We start from the raw sequence: 16,524 nt of genomic DNA on the forward strand, positions 1-16,524 counted from the left end.
TTGGTCAGCGACGTGGTCCGGCCGCTTTGTCCGATCGTCTTCACCGTATCCGTGCCGCATTTGAAATCGCGGGCGAAATCGTCGGCGGCCCGCCGCGCCAGCTCGTTGGCGTTGGGATTGGCCGCGACGTCGACATAGGCGACATGACAGACATCGCCCGGCGGCAGCCGGGTCACGGCGAGCATTGCCCGCGAGACTGGGCCGCCGCGCTTGTCCTGCTCGCTGTTGTCGGCGATCTGCCAGCGCTGGATGATCGCAAACGGCTTGCCGCCGGCTGCACGCCATTCGACCCTATCGCCGGTCGAGCTGAACGGGCCGAACCAGGCCTGCGCCGCCGGTTCCCTGGCTGCCGCCTCGCGGTTTCGGCCCACCGAGACCACTTCGCGCAGGTCGCCCTCGTTGATCAGCACCACAAGTCCGGATTTTCCCGGACAGACCCTGGTGGTGCTGCCGTCCTCCTCGCTGGGCTTGCCGATCATGCGGCAGGCCTTCGGCGCGGTCGATGTGTAGCTGCTGCTGATCGTCTCAGAGCCGGCATGACCGGGATTTGCGCCGGCAACCGCCATAACGACTGTTGCAAAAGCAAGGTATTTCATCGGGGGAAACCTGCGATCCGGACGTTACTTTGTGTCTGACATATGCAATCTGGGGAAGGTTCAATAGACACGCGGGAAACACCTGACAGGCGCGCGGAATCGTCCTAGAAGGGCGGCTTCGCAACTTCTGTCGCGTGCACCCAGCGTGCCGTAACCTCGATCGTCATGCCCACGATATCATCCAACAAGCCCTATCGCGTCGGCCGTTCCCGTACCGGTCTTGGCCTTTTCGCCACCAAGCCGATCAAGAAAGGCACCAAGATCATCCGTTATTTCGGGCCGTTGCTCGACTCGAAGAAGAAGGATGAGGACGCGATCGAGAACAAATATCTGTTCGAGCTCACCAACCGCTGGACCATCGACGGCTCGATCCGCGAGAACGTCGCGCGCTATATCAACCACGCCTGCAGGCCGAACGCGGAATCCGACGTTCGCCCACGCAAGCGCAAGGTGTTCATCCGCGCCATCAAGGACATCGAGCCGGGCGACGAAATCAGTTACGACTACGGAACCGACTATTTCAAAGCCTATCTGAAGCCGATCGGCTGCAAGTGCGATGCCTGCGAGAAGAAGCGCAAGAAGAAGCGTGCGGAGGCTAGGGCGGAGCGGGTGCGGCTGAAGGAAAGGGCCGAGCGGAAGGCACAGCGCAAGGCCGAGAAGCTCGCCGAGGAGCGGGCCAGGCAGAGGAAGGCGAAGAAGGCTGCCAAAGCCAACGGCAAGCTCGCCAACGGCACGGCGCTGAACGGCAAGCACCTCAATGGCCACAGCCTGATCAACACGGCGGGCAGGAAGGCTGCCTCGTCGAAGCGCGGCACCGCCCGGGCGCTGCAGGCCTGATACCAACGTCGATCGAAAACGCTCTAGCCGCCCGGCCGGTGCGCCGCGCGTGGCAACGGGGAATTGCCGAAATCCAGCGTCGAACGCTGGATGATCGTGCCGTGCTCGTCGATGACGAGACGGAAACGCTTGCTCTCCGAGAAGAATGTGAGGCGATGGCGCCCCTGATCGGCGTCGAACCCGCGCTCCGAGCGCGTCGTGATCGCGCCCGAGCGCATCCCGGCCTGCAGCAGCGGGACCGCGATGCCGAGGCCTTCGGCGACGATACTGGCGTCGACCTCGAACGCGCCGTTCGCGAATGCGATCGTCGTCATGATGCCCTCGCGGGGTGGCGGACGGAACGCGGCAGGTAGGCGCATTCGGCGAGCGTCGTACCGTCGAGCTCGCGCGTGAAGGCCTCGCGTGCGGCGGCAAGCTTCGCCTTCAGCCGGCAGCGCGGCAGCAGCAGGCAATCTCCGCCATCATCCCTGAAACATTCGACCAGCGCGCTGCCGCCTTCCAGCGCACGGACCACCTGGCCGAGGGTGATGGTCTCCGCCGGCCGCGCCAGCGAGAACCCGCCGCCGGCGCCGCGCTGGGTGGCAATGAAGCCGGCGTCGGCCAGGTCGCGCACCACCTTGGCAAGGTGATTGCGGGAAATGTCGAACTCGGCCGCGATCTCGCTGGTCGCAAACGACCGGTCCGGCTCGCCGGCCAGCCGCATCAGGGCGCGGAGCGCAAAATCCGTGAATGATGTCAGGCGCATGGAAGCCCTTCGAAATCAGCACTTGGCGGATCAGCTATAGCAGGCTAAATAGGCATTTGAAATACCTATTTAGGATGTGAGCCATGACAGCAGCAGAGCGCCGCGAGCAGATCACCGCCGGGATTGTCGCGCGGACCGGGATCACCGAGGCCATGATCGAGCAGCTGGTGCACGCCTTTTACGCTGAGGTCCGCAAGGACCCGATGATCGGACCGGTGTTCGAGACCAGGATCAGCAATTGGGAGTCGCATCTGGCCCAGATGTGCGCGTTCTGGTCCTCGGTCGCGCTGATGACCGGGCGCTATCACGGCACACCGATGGTCAAGCATATGCCGCTGCCGATCGACGCCGCGCATTTCGACCGCTGGCTCGAGCTGTTCGAGGCGACCGCGGCCGAGCTGTGCCCGCCTGACGCGGCGGCGCATTTCATCGATCGCGCGCGGCGCATCGCCTCGAGCCTCGAGATGGGCGTCGCCAGCGGACAGGGCGTGATGCTGGCGGTCGGCGAGCGTTACAGGCGAAGCGAAGCAGGAGCAGTGCAATGAGGAACAGGGCGAAGGCAATTGCGCGCGCCATCGACGGCGCGTGGTTTCATCAGAATCAGGCCGATCCGTTTTCCGGCAGCAGCCTGGTGCCGATGTTGATCATCGGCCTGGCGCTGACCTTCGCTGGCATGATCGTCGCGGTGGTGCTGAGCTGACGGAAACGGCCGCCGCGTTTGCCGCGACGGCCGCTCGTCACGTCCGGCATTCGGTCTACGCCGCGACCGCCTCACCGCTGCGGCGCAGCCCGACATATTGCAGCTCGGCGAACACGCCGGTGGCGATCGCCTGGGCGAGGATCACGATGGTCCCGAAAAGATTCGGCGACACCGCGCCCGACAGCAGCAGCGCGATGCTGGCGAGCGTCCAGGCCGCGTTGCCGACGACCACCAGCATCACCAGCGGCTTCGGTACCGACATGCGCGTGCCGAGCCAGCCGACCAGCGCGGTATAGGCGATCAGGAACAGGCCGGTCTCCCGCAGCAGCGCTTCCGGCAGGCCGAGCAGCGATGCCAGCGCGCCGGCGTCGAGCACCATAGCTATGGCCGATATGCCGCTGAAGACGGCGTCGGCAAGCAGAGCGCGGCGCAGCAGCTGGGACGAATGGATCATGGCAGTGTCTCCTCGTTGGGATTGGGATGGTCAGTGGAACAGGGACTGCAGCTGACGCCACAGCCGGAGCGGACACAGCGCCTTGCCGACCCTCATTTCGACCGCATAAACCTGAGCGAACACGAACACGCCGGTCGCGTGCACGAGCGGCTGCGGCATGTTGAGCGAGCGCGCCAGCAGCCAGGTGACCAGATGGATCAGCCACGGGAGCAGGACGGCGAGGGCGCGGACAAGGGACAGCATCAGCATGGTCATCTCCTGTGCCGTGGAAGATGAGCCGGCCGGCGCGCCAATTCGATTACCTCAGGCGTAATGGAACGGGCGAATTCCGCATGGTAGGTTTTGCACCATGAACGCACATGCATCCCTGGCGCGGGCCGAGCCCGCAAAACCCGTCCTGATCGGCGAGCACCTGCGCGAGTGGCGGCAGCGCCGTCATCTCAGCCAGCTCGACCTTGCGGTCGATGCCGAGATCTCGGCGCGGCATCTGAGCTTCGTCGAGACCGGCCGCTCGGCGCCGTCGCGCGACATGGTCCTCAAACTCGCGGAGCGCCTCGACGTGCCCCTACGCGAACGCAACGTGCTGCTGGTCGCCGCGGGTTTCGCACCCGCATTCCCGCAACGCTCGCTGGACGATCCCGCACTGAGATCGGCGCGCGAGGCGATCAACCTCGTGCTGAAGGCGCATGAGCCCAATCCGGCGCTGGCCTATGACCGGCACTGGAATCTGGTCTCGGCCAACCGCATGGTGGCGCCGCTGCTCGAGGGCGTGCCGCAGCGACTGCTCGGCCAGCCCTTCAACATCCTGCGGCTTGCCTTCCACCCCGAGGGCCTCGCCCCGCGCACCGTGAACCTCGCGGAATGGGCCGCGCATCTTCTGGAGCGGCTGCATCGGCAATGCGAGGCAACGGCCGATCCGGAGCTGCTCAAGCTCTATCAGGATCTGAAGTCCTATCCGATTCCGGCGCGGTCGGCCCCGATCACCACCGACAACAACGTCGCGCTTCCCTTCAAGCTCCGCCTCAATGGCGAGATCCTGAGCTTCATCTCGACCACCATGGTGTTCGGCACGCCGGTCGACATCACGCTGCAGGAACTGGCGCTGGAGACCTTCTTCCCGGCCGATGAGCTGACCGCCGAGCGGATGCGGCAGATGGCAGCCAGTATGAAATAGCGGCTTGTCTTGGGGCGCGTTCGGCCTACCTTTGGGGTTCCATTTCTGCCGGGAACCCCGCCATGAGCGATTTGAAGCCGCTTCGCCTCGACATCGTCTCCGACGTCGTTTGCCCCTGGTGCTATATCGGCAAGCATCGCATCGAGGATGCGCTCAAGCTGGTGCCCGATGTGCCGGTCGAGGTGCACTGGCGGCCGTTCTTCCTCAACAACTGGGTGCCGCGCGAGGGCATCAGCCGCGAGGAATATCTCACCGCCAAGTTCGGCTCGGTCGAGGCCTACAAGGGCATCGCCGGCCGTGTGGTCGCAGCGGCCAGCGAGGAGGGGCTGACCTACCATCCCGAGCTCGTCAAGCGGCAGCCCAACACGATCGACTGCCATCGCCTGATCCACTGGGCCGAGGCCAGGGGCAAGGCGGCCGAGATGAAGCAGCGGCTGATGGAGCTGTACTTCCGCGACGGCGGCGATCTCACCGACAGCAACGTGCTGGTGCAGGCGGCAGCCGATGTCGGGCTCGATGCCGACGACGTGCGCAAGCGTCTTGCCACCGACGAGGATGTTGCCCTGGTCTCGGCGCAGGCCCAGGAGGCCGCCGAGAAGGGGATTTCGGGCGTGCCGACCTTCGTGTTCGCGCAGAAATACGCGGTGTCCGGCGCCCAGCCGGCCGAGCAGCTCGCCCGCGCCATCCGCCAGGTCTCGGCCGAGATCAACGCAGAGGCTGCGGAGTAGTCCGCAATCCCTATCGAAAGCCCGGCTCATGCCGGGCTTTTCGTTTGCCCACATCATCCATCGGAAACAATCAGGGAGACCATCATGATCTATGAGCTGCGCACCTATACGGTCCGTCCAGGAGTCGTCGGCGAGATGGTGAAGGCGGCGAGCACGATCTCGCGCGATATCCGCGCCGACAATTTCGGCAAGCTCGAAGGCTACTGGATCACCGAGATCGGTCCGCTCAATCAGGTCATGCACATGTGGAGCTACGCCGATCTCAACGAGCGGACCCGGTTGCGCGCCGAGCTCGCCAAGAATCCGCGCTGGACCGGCGAGTATATTCCGGTGATCCGTCCGCTGCTGGTGCGCCAAGAGGTGCGGCTGCTCAATGCAATCATCCCGCCGGTGGCGCCGGCGACATCAGGCAACATCTACGAATTCCGCAACTATCGCGCCAAGCCGGTCGGCGGCGCCAAGCAATGGCTCGATCTGATCACCGGCGTGATGCCGGAGCGCGAGAAATACTCCAAGATCGTCGGCCTCTGGACCACCGAAGCCGGGCAGCCCAATGAGGTCTGCCACATCTGGGCCTATCCCGATCTCAACGCCCGTGCCACCGCACGCGGCAACGCGATGAAGGACCCGGCCTGGCTGGAATTTTTGAGCAAGGGTACGCAAGTGCTCGAGGAGATGCACTCGACCATCATGCTGCCGGCACCGCATTCGCCGTTGCAGTAAGGGGAGGCGCTGGTCGCGCCGCGTTTCCCAATGATGCGCCGAGCGCAAGACAGAGAGGCCGCCGGTTGAGGCGGCCTTTTCGTTTGGCGTCAGGACGTCGCGAACGCCGGCAAAAGCCTCATCCGATGCTTCCATCAGATGAGGCTTTCGAAGCAAGGGCGCGCGCCGTCTGAGAACCAGCGCGCCGCAACGCTAGTCGGGCCAGCTGACACCAACCTGACGGCAGCGGCCCGTTGTTTCCCGATGTGTCTGCATGCCTACGAAAGGGTAAACCGCATCATCCGAGCTTGCCGCGCCGGCTGCGGATGAAGCGGACGGCGCCGCGCGCGGCTTCGTAGGCGAATTTGTTCAAGGTCAGCGCGGCGTGAATGGCCGGCACCAGCGGATCGCGGCGCCGCAGCGGCAGCAAGACGTCGCCGATCGCGAAGCGGCCGCGCCAGATCGGGTCGATCATGGGGTGACCCGGCGCCGCGGTGGAATCGGCCGAATTGATCGCGGGATCGGCGCAGAGATGGCGCGTCAGCTCGAGCGTCAACTGCGTGCCGGGCGAATGTTTCGCAAAGCGCTCGTCGACGCCGATCTTGAAGAAGAAGGCGCGGTCCTGGTGGCGCACCACGATGCCGCCCGCGACCGGCGTGCCGCCCGCATGCAGCGTGACGATCTCGCAGCGGCCGGCTTCGGCCATTGCCGACGTCGCGCGGCGGATGAAGGCCGCATCGCCGGCATGCTGGCTCAGCGCCGTGCCGCGCTTTCCCTTCCAGCCACCGGCTTCGAGGACAAGGAAAGTCTCGAGCGCCGTTGCAACCTCGCGCGGCGTACGGGCGACATCAAAGCGCACCGCGCCATGGTCGGATAGGCGATGATGCTGGCGGCGCAGCTCCTTCAGCTTCTTGGGCCCGAGCGCGTCGCGCAACAATTCGTCGGCATCGCGCGTCGCATCCAGCTGGGCGCGCTGGTAGGCGCTTAGTATGCGCGGCTGCAACCCGTCTCGCGCCAGCACCGCGCAGATCGCCGCCATGGCCGGGCCCTCGAGCGACATGGTGCGCAGGATCAGCGCATGCGCGCCCGCATTGCGTGCCTGCCGCAGTATCTTGCCCGCCGCTTCCTCGGCGGCGTCGCGGTCGAGCAGCGGCGTGCACAGCGTGCCATAGGGTTCGGCACCGACCAAAGCGGGCAGGGCGATGCTGTAGATCCGCCGCATCGGAACGACCGGCAACAGGCCGATCAATTGCCCGGCATCGCCGGCGGCGCTGAGCAGCGCCGCGCCGGTGCGGCCGCGCGCGGAGGCATCGACCGCCAATTCCCAGTCGGGCTGGTAGTAGCCATTGGCCTCGATCGCGCGCGCGGCAAGCGCACGCCATGCATTGAGCGGCGCGGCCGACAGCGGCGGCAAGGTGCGATCGTCCGTGGCATCCTTGCGCGATGCACGGTGGATCATTGCCTGGTCAGCAATATCGGCCACGTCCCTGTTTCCCCACTCCGCGAGGCTGATTGGGCCTTGCGTTCGTCAGGGCAACGCTAGCGGAAAGAAATGGAAAATGCCGTTGAGGCCACCGCGCAATTTGAGCGGTCGCGTTAACGGGCCGTTCAGCATACCGGTGCGCGGCGGCCTACCGGCTCAAGCGCTAGGGTTTGACGCTCCGTTGCGCTTCCGCCGCAACGGTGCTCTCGACCGGTTCGTACATCTCCGTCACGCAATTATCGTCGGCCCCGACCTGCCGGCGATCGAAGATCGAGCCTTCATTGATGAACACGCGATAGGTCTGCGTCCCCAGCGGCTTGCCGATCACCGATGTCAGCTCGGCGCGCACGCAGGCCGTCCAGCCGGTGCCGCGCGGGTCGTGCAGCGGGGCGGAGACCCGCACATGGGTCGGCTGTGAACCGGCCGTGAACACCGAATCCAGCTTGCCCGCGACCAGCCGTTTGACGTCCGGAGGCGTCTCGAGCGGCGCCGGCTCTGTAGCCTTGACCTTCAAGGCCTCCGGCCACACCGCGTGGCTGTCCGCCAGCCCGCAGCCACTCAATATGAAGGCGGCGCCGGCCAGCAGCGCCGCCAGATGTACTTGTCCCTGTCCCATTCAGCGCATTTAATGTGCCGCCGCCAGGATTGCGCCCCCTGGTGGCGCTGAATTCGCATCAGGCGGCGCTTTGTCGATCAACAAATGTCGAGCGACAAGTTATCGTTGGGGTAGAGGTATTACCGGATGTTGCTGCGGCGGCGGGGGAGACAGACTGACATGAAACGCTTCACGGTTGCTGCCGTCATTCTGGCGCTGCTCGCGACACCCACCCTGGCCCAGGGCCGGCGAGGGGGCGGTGGAGGCGATACCAAGACGGAGCAGAAGCCCAAGGTCGACGAGAAGGCCTACAAGGCCGCGCTCGATCGGATCCCCGAGCCCAAGGAGAAATACGATCCCTGGGGCGTCACCAAGCCGGCCGCGGATCCGGCCAAGAAGCCGAAATAGCCGGGCTCGCGAGATCTCTGCGGCCATTCGACATCCGAACCGGCGTCGGTCGGCAGCACATTGCCGCACGGCATGAACCTTGGCCTGACGGCCTCCGACCCATCTTCGATGTCATTGTCGGAGGCCGTCATGCTTCGCCGTTCGCTCCTCAGCCTGATCGTTCCGGCAGCGATCCTGCTCGGCGCCGTGCCGGCGTTGGCGGAAAACCGGCTGGCGCTGGTGATCGGGCAGTCGGCCTACAAGTCGGTGCCCGCGCTGCCGAATCCGGCCAACGACGCCAGGGCGGTGTCGCAGATGCTGACCGATGCCGGATTTGCGGTGACAGCCGCATCGGACCTATCGCAGGACGAGATGCGCGCACGGCTCAGCGATTTCGCCAGCCAGGTGGCGGCGAAGGGCGCCGACACCGTGGCGCTGGTGTTCTATGCCGGGCACGGTCTGCAGATCGACGGCGAGAACTATCTGGTGCCGGTGGATGTCGATCCGAAGCGCGAGGCCGATATCCCGATCCAGGCGGTTCGGCTCAACGACATCCTGAATACCTTGACCTCGGTGCCGAGCCGGATGCGCATCGTGCTGCTCGATGCCTGCCGCAACAATCCATTCCCGGAACTCAGCAAGACCGCGGGGCATGGCCTCGCCATCGTCGATGCCAGGGTCGGCGCACCCGGCACGTTCGTCTCGTTCTCGACCTCGCCGGGCGCCGAAGCCGAGGACGGCAGCGGCGCCAACAGCCCCTACACGACCGCGTTGCTGGCCTCGGCCAAGGAGCCGGGCATCCCGATCGAGGACACCTTCAAGCGCGTTCGCCTCGCGGTGAACAAGGCAACCGACGGCCGCCAGACGCCGTGGGACTCTTCATCACTGACCGACGATTTCCGTTTCATGGCGGGTGCTGCAGCGTCGCCCGCAGCGACGCCGCCGCCGGCCGCGGCCAAGCGCACCGTCGACGAATGGAAGCGCGAGTTGCAGGGCAAGCCGATCGAGGCCGCGAATGAGTTGATGGTGATCGATGGCTCCGACGAATCCTATGAGGCCTTCGCCGCGATCTTCGCCGGCACGCCGCGCGGCCTGCAGGCGCGCGACTGGCTCGACCGGCATCGCCGCATGGTGGCGTGGAATAGCGCTGTTCTCGCCAACACGGCGGCGGCCTATCGCGGCTTCCTCGCGCAATATCCTGACACCGACCTGACAGCGACCGCGCGCAAGATGATCGAACGGCTGCGCTACCGTCCCGATCCGGCGCCCGCCGTTGCGCTCAGCGTGCCCGCGACCAACGTCGCGCTGGCGGCGCCGACCTGCCCGTGCAACGCCACGCCGCAGCAGAGGGTCAACGCGCCGGTGAAAAAGCGCGCCGATCCCGATCCTCCGCGGCGCGCGGGCAAGCGCCCGCCGCGCGTGGTGGTCGAGGACGACGTCGTGGTGGTGCGCCGTCCGCCTCCAACCGTGGTCTATGAACCTGCCGGACCGCCGATCGGAATCGGGATCGGCATCGGCATCGGTGGCGGCGGTGGTTATCGCGGCAACGACGGCGGCGGCTATCGCCGGGGTGGATACTGACGCGCCGATCGCGTAAATGCTTTCCCGCATGAGATGCGGCGCCTGGTGATCGCATCCTGGGGGAGGACGCGATGCGGTCGCTGTTTTGCCTGCTTGCCGCGCTGCTGCTGTATGGTCAGCCGGCGCGCGCCTGGGAGTATTGGGGCGGCGACCGCGGCGGACAGCGCTTCTCGCCCCTGGCGCAGATCACATCAGACAATGTCGGCACGCTGCTGCGCGGCTGGGAATTCCGCACCGGCGATCTCGATACGCGCCCGCCCGAGGTGATGAAGCGCACCAAGTTCGAGGTGACGCCGCTGTTCGTCGAGGACAGCCTGATCCTCTGCACGCCGTTCAACGAAGTGATCGCGCTCGATCCCGGCAGCGGTGCGCAGAAATGGCGTTTCGATCCGAAGATCAGCATGGCGCAGCGGCCGGCCAATCGTTTTGTCTGCCGCGGCGTCGCGCACTGGACGGATGATCGTGCGGCGGAAGGCGCCGCCTGCAAGTCACGCATCTTCACCGGCACCAACGACAGGCGCCTGATCGCGCTCGATGCCAGAACCGGCAAGCCCTGCGCCGATTTCGGCAACGGTGGCGAGATCAGGATCGACGTCGGCATGAAGCTGGAATGGCCGGGCGAGTTTCAGATCACGTCGGCGCCGGTGACGGGACGCGGCGTGGTCGTGGTCGGGTCCGCGATCGGTGACGGCCGGCGCGTCGATGCGCCGCTCGGCGCGGTGCGTGCTTTCGATGCGCGGACCGGCCAGCCGCGGTGGAGCTTCGATCCGCTCGTGCATGACGGGATCGAGGCCGGCCACAGCAACGTCTGGGCGCCGATGTCGGTGGACGAGGAGCGCGGCCTGGTGTTCTTGCCGACGACATCGCCCAGTCCCGACTTCTGGGGCGGCAAGCGCGCCGGCAATGACGAGCACGCCAATTCCGTGGTCGCGCTGCGGATCGAGACCGGCGAACTCGCATGGGCATTCCAGACCGTGCATCACGACGTCTGGGACTATGACCTGCCGGCGCAGCCGACGCTGGCGCGGATCGATACCGGCAACGGCATGCGCGACGTCGTGATCCAGCCGACCAAGCAGGGTTTTGTGTTCGTGCTCGATCGCGACACTGGCAAGCCGGTGTGGCCGGTCGAGGAGCGCGCGGTGCCGCAGAACGGCGCCGAGGGCGAGCAGCTGTCGCCGACGCAGCCATTCCCGACCCATGTGCCGCCGCTGCTGACACAGCGCATGACGGCCGATGATATCGCCGGCCTGTTGCCGGGCACCGGAAGCTCGGCTTGCGAGGAGCTGTTCGCGCAATCCCGCAATGAGGGTCTATACACGCCGCCGTCGACGCAAGGCACGGTGATCTATCCGATGACCGGAGGTGGCGTGAACTGGGGCGGCGCGGCGTTCGATCCGGTCAATCAGATACTCTACGCCAATGTCAGTCACGCGGCGCACATCGTCACACTGATTCCGCGCGACCAGGCCAAGGGCTTCAACCCGCCGCCCGGCCATGAATTCGGCCAGCAGCAGGGTGCGCCGTTTGCGATGTCGCGGGCGCTGGCGATGACGTCGGTTGGGACGCCCTGCAACAAGCCGCCATGGGGCGAGACGGTCGCGGTCGATCTCAAGGCCGGCAACATGCGTCGGTCGGCACCAGCGAGGATCTCGCGCCGCTCGGCATCGCGCTCGATACCGGCACGCCGCTGGTCAACGGCGTCGCGATCACCGCGGGCGGCCTGGTGTTCACCGGCGCGATGGATGCCTACTTGCGCGCGTTCGATGCGAGATCGGGAAAGCAGTTGTGGCTCGGCCGGCTTCCGGTGCCGGGTGTCGCCAATCCGATGACCTATCTCTGGAAGGGCGAGCAGTACGTCGTGATCGGCGCCGGCGGCCATTCCGAAGCCGGCACGTCGATCGGCGACAGCGTGGTGGCGTTTCGCCTGCCGCGCCAGGGCGAGAGCGTGTCGTTGATGGCCCGGCTGATCGATCGCCCGGGCGGACGGTTCGTCGCCAAGGCTGTGGCCGGCGGTCTCGTGCTCGTCGCCCTCGTCGCGCTGTTGTGGCGCTGGCGGCGGAGCCGCCGCTTGCGATCCGCTTAGGTGCTCCCTGCAGCAGGTGCGCGCCGCCAAAATATCGAAAACAACCCCATGCAAAGTAGCCGGCGGCTGCCGGCGTTCGAAAAGCAACCTGACACGTCGGGCAAGTCAGGGGTATATTTCCACTATTCAGAAATTATGCAAGCGTCGCCTCGCTCCGCTAAAGCACGATGAAGTCGGGTTGAATCGGCTTGGCGGCATTCGCTGCATCTCCTCCCGCAACCGGAGAGGGAGCGCAGGTTGTTCGCGGATGCATTGAACCTGGGGCGTGGACGCGTAAATCCGGGATATCGCTTCCGAGAGGAAATGCGGACCCGCGGCGCAGACCGCGGGGATGTCGACTTGTGGACCAACTTCGCCGCTTCCGATTGCGATCGGGGACCACATCATCGTCGGCAAGCAAGGTCACGCCAGTCTGAAAGAACTGAAGCTGATCTAAACGAGTCGCTTCTTTGGGCCAAAGCGGACCTTATCCCCAGACCCAAAGAGAACACACGCGCGTTCATCCGCAGAGCGATCAGCGGATGCGCGCACCGCGGTTGTACCCGCGCATCTTCCCGTCGCTCGCAACGACGCGGTGGCACGGTATCGACGGATCGTAATTTGATCGCATAACGGCTCCGACAGCCCGTGCGGCGTTCGGATTTCCAGCTTTTGAAGCGACCTCTTTGTACGTCATCGTCTTGCTTTTCGGTATTTTCCGGACGATATCGCGCACTTTGTCGGAGAACGTCTTTTTCATATGCCAAGCGTAGCCTTCTTCCGGTTGACCGCCAGGAGTGTTCCTTGTGTTTGTATGGAACGTAATTCCTTGCCAACCGTTCCACCGGCGGCGTCCGGTAACGCGTCACTGTCCAGGCACTCTTTTATTTTCTTGAGCTTTCCTTCCTCCCATGAATCGTCACCGGTGTACGGAACGAGGGTAAGGTCGAATTCTAATTTCCAGTCAAAAGCGGTCTTATCTTGCTAGCGTTCGCATACACCCAATACCCGGTGTCGGAGACGCAACACCACCGATAGATCTCGATCTGGCGCTTGTGTCCGTCCTGCCATTCTTCGTCGAGCGATTCGATCTTGCCGGCCTTACTGGCGGTCACGGCGGCGAAGTTGTTGATCGACGTGAGCATGCCGAAGGCGTGAGGTAGATGAGAGCCCAACGGCAACGCTGGCCACGTCAGGACTGCAATGGAAGCCGACCAAGGTCGAGCGGACCGCCGCAGTCGGCATTTGACCCGACTGCGACATGTGCGGTTCAAGATTGTTGCGCCGCAAATTGACCTTTGAACCCGATTTCCATAGTCGCAATTTCCTGATGTGATCCTCAATATTGCGAGCCAATTTGCTGTGATCCAGCGCGGGGCGCTGTGTCGATCACTATCATGTCGTGACTAAAACTATAGAACAGGAAGGACATCACATGCCTTCACGCCGTAGTTTTCTGACCGGCACCGTCGCAACCGGCGTCGCGCTGTCAATGCAGCGTGCCGCGACAACGGTCGCGCAGCAAAAACGAGTGATCGTTGATTCGCAGGTCCACCTGTGGCCGGCGAGCACTCCGGAAAGACCCTGGCTCCCCGGTGCCAAACCGCAGCTTCCGGAGCCCTTCACCATCGAGCGAATAATTCCACTGATGGACGAGGCCGGCGTCGATCGCGTCGTCATCGTTCCGCCGGTGTCGCTCGAAGGCGAGCGCATCGACTATGCCCAGGAGGCGGTCAAACGGTACCCCGGCCGCTTCGCAATCATGGCGCGTGTAGCCCTCGACAAGCCCGACCGCGCGGCACGGCTTGCGACCTGGCGCGACCAGGCCGGTGTGCTGGGCGTGAGGTTGAACTTCGGCCCCGGCGAAGCGGCATGGCTGACAGACGGAACCGCGGACTGGTTCTGGCCGGCGGCGGAGAAGGCCCGCCTGCCTGTGATGTTTCTCACATCGGGCCAGACGTCGCTGTTCGCCCGTATCGCCGAGCGACACCCGCAACTTACGCTCATCATCGACCACATGGGCGTCGGCGCGGGCCTGCGCCCTCGTTCTGATTCATCGGATTCCATAAGAAACAACGCGGTGCCGGAAGCTATTGCCCAGTCGGTCGCGCTCGCAAAATTTGCGAATGTGTCGGTGAAGTTGTCGTCGGTACCGCTGATTTCGACTGAGCCCTATCCATTCCGTGACGTGACCCCGCATATCCACCGCCTATTCGACGCCTACGGCCCGGAGCGCTGCCACTGGGGAACCGATCTAACCAATTCGTTCGCCCGGGCCACCTACCGGCAGCGCGTGACGGAATTCACAGAGGAGCTTCCGTTCCTCACCGACAGCGACAAGGACTGGATCATGGGCCGCGCGATCCTGGCGCGGCTTCGCTGGACGTGAACCGGGCTTGCGGCGATGCATGAATCCGCTTTAGCGCGGCGCCGTCACAGATCAGAAACACGAATTCTCAATGCGTGCACCGAAACGACGTGCGGGCTGATCCGCGCGATGCCGTGCTTGCGTTCGATGTAACGCATCGCTTACGGGTCGCGGGCGGACACGCTGGCTTTTCCGGCGACCGGTTCATTTCAGATCGTTGCCCATGGAGATTGCGATGAAGATCACTGCCTCGATCATGCTTGCCGCCGCGCTCGCGCTGTCGTCGGCACCGGCCAGCGCCACCGTCCTCGATCTCTCGACCATGACCTGCAAGCAGTTCGTCGACGGCGGCGACGACACCATCAAGATGGTGTTGGTCTGGATGGACGGCTGGTACAAGGGCGATTCCGACGAGGCGATCATCGACACCGACGTGTTCACCGAGAACGCCAAGAAGTTCGGCACCTATTGCGGAAAGAATCCGACGATCAGCATCGTCAACGCCGCGGAGGCCGTGCTCGGCAAGTAAATCTTGCAGCGTGATTAGCCTGAACCCTCATGGTGAGAAGCGCGGAACGCGCGTCTCGAACGATGAGGCCGGCCTGGTGGCCTCGTCCTTCGAGACGCTTGCTGCGCAAGCTCCTCAGGATGAGGAGATACACCGTCTATGATGAGAGAGGCCTATCCCGGCAGCATCGCGAAGGCGCTCGACACCATCGCCACCGGCTTGTTGTCGGTGGCGGAGGATAGCGTGACGCGGCCGAAGCTCATGGTACGGCCGAGCCGGACCACGCGGGCGTCGGCCAGCACGTCGGACGCCGTCACCGCGCGCATGAAATGCGTGGTCTGGTCGACCGTCGTCATCGGCCGATAGCCCTTGTTGGCCGCGAGATTGGCCAGCACCATCGCGGTGTCGGCGAACGCCATCAGCGCCTGGCCGCAGACGATGCCGCCATTGCGGCACAGCCGTTCGGAAAACGGCATGCGCAGGATGGCGCCGGGCTGCCAGTCGGCATCGCCGACGGCCGGGGCTGCGATGTCGAACTGCTCGATCGACAGATTGAGGTCCTGCACCCACGGCGCAAAGACGTCGCCGAGCACCCGTCGCGCGTCCTCGATCCCGAATTCACTGGCCTGCTGCATGACGTCCTGCTTCCTCCGTTGATTGTTCTCGATCTATGTCTCAATTCGGGGCGACATGCACGCCCGGCCTCTTGCCGTCGTTCCATTTGCCGTCGATCGCCCGTTCGATCTGGGCGGCGAGCTGCAGCAACAGCCCGTCACTCGCTTGCTTTCCGATCGCCTGAATGCCGAGCGGCAGGCCGTGCTCGTTGGTCGCGAGCGGCAGCGAGATCGCGGGGATGCCGCAGAGATTGGCGAGCGGCGTGAAGGCGAAGTTGCGCCAGAGATTGCCGAACCAGTCCAGCACCGACGGATTGTCGCTGATGGTGAGATATTCCGTGGTACCGACCTTCGGCGTCGGCAGCGCCGTGATCGGCGTCAGGATGATGTCCCAGTCCTCGAAGAAGGCGCCGAAGCCGCGCGAGGTGGTGTTGAAGACGGCCTGCATGCGGGCGCGATCGGCGAAGCTGAAGTCGCGGCCATGCTCCCAGATGCGGATGTTGATCGGCTCGATCAGCTGCGCCGGCGGCCGTTCGAGGCCGCGCGCGGCGAGCATGTTGCCGATCACGACGGCGAAATTGCTGATGTAGCAGGTGGTCTGTGCCGCGAAGGCTTCCCGATAGTCGACCGCCGGCAGTGCGTAGTCGACCTGATGGCCGAGGCCTTCGAGGAAACGTCCGACCCGCTCGAGCTCGGCTGCGATGTGCGGCGTCGCGCGATAGTCGCCCCATGTGTGCGACAGCGCGATTCTGAGCCGGCCGGGATCGCGCGCGATCATCGCGGCATAGGGCTCGGGCGAGGTCCAGAACGGCATGAACTCGCCGGGCGCGGGGCCACGGCAGGCATCGACGAAAACAGCGGTGTCGCGCACCGTGCGCGATTGGCAGCCCTGGATCGAGACCAGCCCGGTGAGATCGGACAGATGCGGCGCGAGCGAGAACACGCCGCGCGAGACCTTCAGGCCGATATTGCCGTTGACCCCGGCGG

At 64.9% G+C, this 16,524-nt stretch carries 20 protein-coding genes and 2 pseudogenes; 11 read left to right on the forward strand and 11 right to left on the reverse strand.

Going from position 1 to position 16,524, the window contains the following annotated elements; genetic code table 11:
- A partial coding sequence (locus AKL29_RS43560; RefSeq protein ID WP_082190815.1) for a hypothetical protein occupies positions 1–596 on the reverse strand: 596 nt, incomplete at its 3' end.
- A 165-nt stretch (positions 597–761) separates the two neighbouring features.
- On the opposite strand from AKL29_RS43560, the gene AKL29_RS37455 reads away from it, so the two are divergent.
- Positions 762–1,433, forward strand: coding sequence for an SET domain-containing protein (locus AKL29_RS37455; RefSeq protein ID WP_050387639.1), 672 nt, complete (start codon positions 762–764; stop codon positions 1,431–1,433).
- Positions 1,434–1,456: 23 nt separating this feature from the next.
- Here the strand turns inward: AKL29_RS37455 and AKL29_RS37460 are convergent, their stop codons facing one another.
- Both AKL29_RS37460 and AKL29_RS37465 read right to left on the reverse strand, forming a co-directional pair.
- Positions 1,457–1,747 carry a DUF6522 family protein gene (locus AKL29_RS37460; protein ID WP_028337130.1) on the reverse strand — a complete coding sequence of 97 codons (291 nt, stop codon included), beginning with the start codon at positions 1,745–1,747 and terminating at the stop codon, positions 1,457–1,459.
- A complete protein-coding gene (locus tag AKL29_RS37465; protein WP_050387640.1) occupies positions 1,744–2,178 on the reverse strand; it encodes an RrF2 family transcriptional regulator in 435 nt (144 codons plus the stop codon). The genes AKL29_RS37460 and AKL29_RS37465 overlap by 4 nt, the downstream gene beginning before the upstream one ends.
- An 83-nt stretch (positions 2,179–2,261) precedes the next feature.
- Between AKL29_RS37465 and AKL29_RS37470 the strand changes: the two genes are divergently transcribed.
- Positions 2,262–2,723, forward strand: a complete 462-nt coding sequence (locus AKL29_RS37470; protein ID WP_050387641.1) for a group III truncated hemoglobin — start codon at positions 2,262–2,264, stop codon at positions 2,721–2,723.
- A complete protein-coding gene (locus AKL29_RS43565) occupies positions 2,720–2,878 on the forward strand; it encodes a hypothetical protein (protein WP_167350463.1) in 159 nt (52 codons plus the stop codon). Before AKL29_RS37470 ends, AKL29_RS43565 begins: the two co-directional genes overlap by 4 nt.
- A 55-nt stretch (positions 2,879–2,933) precedes the next feature.
- On the opposite strand, the gene AKL29_RS37475 is transcribed toward AKL29_RS43565, so the two are convergent.
- Positions 2,934–3,332, reverse strand: a complete 399-nt coding sequence (locus AKL29_RS37475; protein WP_028337127.1) for a hypothetical protein — start codon at positions 3,330–3,332, stop codon at positions 2,934–2,936.
- Between the two features lie 30 nt (positions 3,333–3,362).
- Positions 3,363–3,587, reverse strand: a complete 225-nt coding sequence (locus tag AKL29_RS37480) for a hypothetical protein (protein ID WP_050387642.1) — start codon at positions 3,585–3,587, stop codon at positions 3,363–3,365.
- Positions 3,588–3,681: 94 nt separating this feature from the next.
- Here AKL29_RS37480 and AKL29_RS37485 point away from each other — a divergent pair, with 94 nt between their 5' ends.
- The 3 genes from AKL29_RS37485 to AKL29_RS37495 all read left to right on the forward strand — a co-directional run bounded on the left by AKL29_RS37485 (position 3,682) and on the right by AKL29_RS37495 (position 5,957).
- The gene (locus tag AKL29_RS37485) at positions 3,682–4,506 is read left to right on the forward strand and encodes a helix-turn-helix domain-containing protein (RefSeq protein WP_028337125.1); all 825 of its coding nucleotides are present in this window, start codon (positions 3,682–3,684) and stop codon (positions 4,504–4,506) included.
- A gap of 62 nt (positions 4,507–4,568) precedes the next feature.
- On the forward strand, positions 4,569–5,234 hold the full coding sequence (locus AKL29_RS37490) for a DsbA family oxidoreductase (protein WP_050387643.1): 666 nt from the start codon (positions 4,569–4,571) through the stop codon (positions 5,232–5,234).
- 84 nt (positions 5,235–5,318) lie between these two features.
- On the forward strand, positions 5,319–5,957 hold the full coding sequence (locus tag AKL29_RS37495; protein ID WP_050387644.1) for an NIPSNAP family protein: 639 nt from the start codon (positions 5,319–5,321) through the stop codon (positions 5,955–5,957).
- A gap of 277 nt (positions 5,958–6,234) precedes the next feature.
- Here the strand turns inward: AKL29_RS37495 and AKL29_RS37500 are convergent, their stop codons facing one another.
- Together AKL29_RS37500 and AKL29_RS37505 are read right to left on the reverse strand one after the other, a co-directional pair.
- Positions 6,235–7,419, reverse strand: a complete 1,185-nt coding sequence (locus AKL29_RS37500; protein ID WP_050387645.1) for a GNAT family N-acetyltransferase — start codon at positions 7,417–7,419, stop codon at positions 6,235–6,237.
- Between the two features lie 163 nt (positions 7,420–7,582).
- On the reverse strand, positions 7,583–8,035 hold the full coding sequence (locus tag AKL29_RS37505) for a hypothetical protein (RefSeq protein ID WP_028337121.1): 453 nt from the start codon (positions 8,033–8,035) through the stop codon (positions 7,583–7,585).
- Positions 8,036–8,194: 159 nt separating this feature from the next.
- Between AKL29_RS37505 and AKL29_RS37510 the strand changes: the two genes are divergently transcribed.
- The 3 genes and pseudogenes from AKL29_RS37510 (at position 8,195) to AKL29_RS37520 (ending at position 12,068) form a co-directional block, all read left to right on the forward strand.
- Positions 8,195–8,422: a hypothetical protein gene (locus AKL29_RS37510; protein WP_016848541.1), complete on the forward strand. Its 228-nt coding sequence runs from the start codon at positions 8,195–8,197 to the stop codon at positions 8,420–8,422.
- A gap of 129 nt (positions 8,423–8,551) precedes the next feature.
- Positions 8,552–9,982 (forward strand): caspase family protein, encoded by a 1,431-nt coding sequence (locus AKL29_RS37515; RefSeq protein WP_050387705.1) that lies wholly within the window; start codon positions 8,552–8,554, stop codon positions 9,980–9,982.
- A gap of 71 nt (positions 9,983–10,053) precedes the next feature.
- Positions 10,054–12,068: pseudogene (locus AKL29_RS37520) on the forward strand (pyrroloquinoline quinone-dependent dehydrogenase).
- Between the two features lie 514 nt (positions 12,069–12,582).
- Here AKL29_RS37520 and AKL29_RS46785 read toward each other — a convergent pair.
- On the reverse strand, positions 12,583–12,807 hold the full coding sequence (locus AKL29_RS46785) for an MGMT family protein (RefSeq protein WP_080667252.1): 225 nt from the start codon (positions 12,805–12,807) through the stop codon (positions 12,583–12,585).
- A gap of 193 nt (positions 12,808–13,000) precedes the next feature.
- On the reverse strand, positions 13,001–13,192 hold the full coding sequence (locus AKL29_RS37525) for a hypothetical protein (protein ID WP_050387646.1): 192 nt from the start codon (positions 13,190–13,192) through the stop codon (positions 13,001–13,003).
- A gap of 290 nt (positions 13,193–13,482) precedes the next feature.
- On the opposite strand from AKL29_RS37525, the gene AKL29_RS37530 reads away from it, so the two are divergent.
- Positions 13,483–14,436 carry an amidohydrolase family protein gene (locus tag AKL29_RS37530; RefSeq protein ID WP_050387647.1) on the forward strand — a complete coding sequence of 318 codons (954 nt, stop codon included), beginning with the start codon at positions 13,483–13,485 and terminating at the stop codon, positions 14,434–14,436.
- A 214-nt stretch (positions 14,437–14,650) separates the two neighbouring features.
- Positions 14,651–14,944, forward strand: a complete 294-nt coding sequence (locus AKL29_RS37535) for an HdeA/HdeB family chaperone (RefSeq protein WP_050387706.1) — start codon at positions 14,651–14,653, stop codon at positions 14,942–14,944.
- 152 nt (positions 14,945–15,096) lie between these two features.
- Here the strand turns inward: AKL29_RS37535 and AKL29_RS37540 are convergent, their stop codons facing one another.
- Both AKL29_RS37540 and AKL29_RS46110 read right to left on the reverse strand, forming a co-directional pair.
- Positions 15,097–15,558: a PaaI family thioesterase gene (locus AKL29_RS37540; RefSeq protein WP_050387648.1), complete on the reverse strand. Its 462-nt coding sequence runs from the start codon at positions 15,556–15,558 to the stop codon at positions 15,097–15,099.
- A gap of 40 nt (positions 15,559–15,598) precedes the next feature.
- Positions 15,599–16,524 (reverse strand): annotated as a pseudogene (locus tag AKL29_RS46110) (amidase family protein); the annotation flags it as partial.

The sequence above is a fragment of the Bradyrhizobium pachyrhizi genome, assembly GCF_001189245.1.
Taxonomy (GTDB): domain Bacteria; phylum Pseudomonadota; class Alphaproteobacteria; order Rhizobiales; family Xanthobacteraceae; genus Bradyrhizobium; species Bradyrhizobium pachyrhizi.

Excerpts from the sequence above, each read along its gene's own strand:
- AKL29_RS43565 (WP_167350463.1), top strand. The coding sequence starts at position 2,720 with ATGAGGAACAGGGCGAAGGCAATTGCGCGCGCCATCGACGGCGCGTGG.
- AKL29_RS37505 (WP_028337121.1), bottom strand. The coding sequence starts at position 8,035 with ATGGGACAGGGACAAGTACATCTGGCGGCGCTGCTGGCCGGCGCCGCC.
- AKL29_RS37460 (WP_028337130.1), bottom strand. The coding sequence starts at position 1,747 with ATGACGACGATCGCATTCGCGAACGGCGCGTTCGAGGTCGACGCCAGT.
- AKL29_RS37480 (WP_050387642.1), bottom strand. The coding sequence starts at position 3,587 with ATGACCATGCTGATGCTGTCCCTTGTCCGCGCCCTCGCCGTCCTGCTC.
- AKL29_RS37475 (WP_028337127.1), bottom strand. The coding sequence starts at position 3,332 with ATGATCCATTCGTCCCAGCTGCTGCGCCGCGCTCTGCTTGCCGACGCC.
- AKL29_RS37540 (WP_050387648.1), bottom strand. The coding sequence starts at position 15,558 with ATGCAGCAGGCCAGTGAATTCGGGATCGAGGACGCGCGACGGGTGCTC.
- AKL29_RS37455 (WP_050387639.1), top strand. The coding sequence starts at position 762 with ATGCCCACGATATCATCCAACAAGCCCTATCGCGTCGGCCGTTCCCGT.
- AKL29_RS37490 (WP_050387643.1), top strand. The coding sequence starts at position 4,569 with ATGAGCGATTTGAAGCCGCTTCGCCTCGACATCGTCTCCGACGTCGTT.
- AKL29_RS37470 (WP_050387641.1), top strand. The coding sequence starts at position 2,262 with ATGACAGCAGCAGAGCGCCGCGAGCAGATCACCGCCGGGATTGTCGCG.
- AKL29_RS37465 (WP_050387640.1), bottom strand. The coding sequence starts at position 2,178 with ATGCGCCTGACATCATTCACGGATTTTGCGCTCCGCGCCCTGATGCGG.
- AKL29_RS37530 (WP_050387647.1), top strand. The coding sequence starts at position 13,483 with ATGCCTTCACGCCGTAGTTTTCTGACCGGCACCGTCGCAACCGGCGTC.
- AKL29_RS37495 (WP_050387644.1), top strand. The coding sequence starts at position 5,319 with ATGATCTATGAGCTGCGCACCTATACGGTCCGTCCAGGAGTCGTCGGC.
- AKL29_RS37515 (WP_050387705.1), top strand. The coding sequence starts at position 8,552 with ATGCTTCGCCGTTCGCTCCTCAGCCTGATCGTTCCGGCAGCGATCCTG.
- AKL29_RS37510 (WP_016848541.1), top strand. The coding sequence starts at position 8,195 with ATGAAACGCTTCACGGTTGCTGCCGTCATTCTGGCGCTGCTCGCGACA.
- AKL29_RS37535 (WP_050387706.1), top strand. The coding sequence starts at position 14,651 with ATGAAGATCACTGCCTCGATCATGCTTGCCGCCGCGCTCGCGCTGTCG.
- AKL29_RS46785 (WP_080667252.1), bottom strand. The coding sequence starts at position 12,807 with ATGAAAAAGACGTTCTCCGACAAAGTGCGCGATATCGTCCGGAAAATA.
- AKL29_RS37485 (WP_028337125.1), top strand. The coding sequence starts at position 3,682 with ATGAACGCACATGCATCCCTGGCGCGGGCCGAGCCCGCAAAACCCGTC.
- AKL29_RS37525 (WP_050387646.1), bottom strand. The coding sequence starts at position 13,192 with ATGCTCACGTCGATCAACAACTTCGCCGCCGTGACCGCCAGTAAGGCC.